At 72.9% G+C, this 1,482-nt stretch carries 1 protein-coding gene; it reads right to left on the reverse strand.

The window, feature by feature from the left end; translation table 11 throughout:
* The coding region (locus IH00_RS36920) for a condensation domain-containing protein (RefSeq protein WP_039946139.1) at positions 1 to 1,482 on the reverse strand (1,482 nt) is incomplete at both ends.

Raw genomic sequence — 1,482 nt, forward strand, 5'->3', positions numbered from 1 at the left:
GGCCGGGCGGGGTCGGCCACGGCGGCGGAGAGCAGTGTGTTCAGGTGCTCCCCGAAGCGCGCGACCGTCGGCGCGTCGAACAGCTCCGCGCTGTACTCGACAAGCGCCCGCAAGCCGCCCTCGTACTCCTCGAACTCGATGGTCAGGTCGAACAGAGCCGAGTCCCGCTCCAGCGGGTAGTCGGTGACGCGGACCTCGCCGAGGCTCGGGTGCATGCCCGGCGCGTTCTGCAGTACCACCATCGCCTGCACGAGCGGCGTGCGGCTGGTGTCACGCTCCGGCTGCACGGCCTCCACCAGGCGCTCGAACGGCACGTCCTCGTGGGCGAACGCGTCGAGGACCGTCCCCCGCACCTGCCGCAGCAGGGTGCCGAAGGGCGTGTCCGGGTCGATGTCCGAACGCAGCACGACCGTGTTGACCAGGAAGCCGACCAGCTGTTCCAGCCCCGCGCCGTCCCGGCCGGCGGACGCCGTGCCGACAGCGATGTCCCGCTGCCCGGTGTAGCGGGCGAAGACCGCCTTGACGGCCGCCGTCAGCGCCATGAAAAGGGTCGCGCCGTGCGCGTGCGCCAGCTCCTTGAGCCCGTCGACGGTGGCGGCCGACACGTCGAAGCCGTGGACGCCGCCCTTCGACGAGCGCACGGCCGGGCGCGGCCGGTCGGTGGGCAGGTCCAGCGGCGAGATGCCGTCGAGGCGGGCGCGCCACCAGTCGAGCTGCTCCTCCAGCAGCCCGCCGTCCTCCAGCCGGGCGCGCTGCCAGGCGGCGAAGTCCGGGTACTGGACCGGGACCTCCGGCAGGCGGGGCTCGCGGCCCTCGGTGCGGGCCGCGTACAACTCGCCCAGCTCCCGCGAGGCGACGCCCATCGACCAGCCGTCCGTGACGATGTGGTGCATCCCCAGGACGCAGACGTGCTCGTCCGCGCCGAGACGGACGAGGAGCACCCGCACGAGAGGACCGGTGCGCAGGTCGTACGGGCGGGCCAGCTCCTCCTGCGCGAGCGAACGCAGCACCTGCTCGCTCGCGGCCTCCCTGGTGCGCCACTCCGGCTCCAGCACGGGGTGGACGATCTGCACCCCACGGCCGTCGACCACGTCGAACGTCGTCCGCAGCGCCTCGTGGCGTGCCACGAGGTCACCGACGGCCGCACGGAGCGCGTCCGGGTCGAGACGGCCCGACAGGCGCAGTCCGACGGCCGAGTGGTACTCGGTGCCGCCCTCGTTGAAGTCCTCCAGGAACCACAGCCGCTGCTGGCCGAAGGACATCGGCAGCAGGCCGTCGCGCGGCACCACCGGGATCACCGGGACGCCGTCCGCCTCCGCATCCTCCTCCGTCTCCGGGGTGACGGCGGCCGCGAGCTCGGCGACCGTCGGTGCCTCGAAGAGCAGTCGCGGCGAGAGCCGTCCGCCGAGCACCTGGCGGGCGTGGGAGATGACCTGGATGGAGAGGATGGAGTCGCCGCCGAGTTCGAAGAAGTTGTCGTGG

Source organism: Streptomyces sp. NRRL S-118, from assembly GCF_000716335.1.
Lineage (GTDB): Bacteria > Actinomycetota > Actinomycetes > Streptomycetales > Streptomycetaceae > Streptomyces.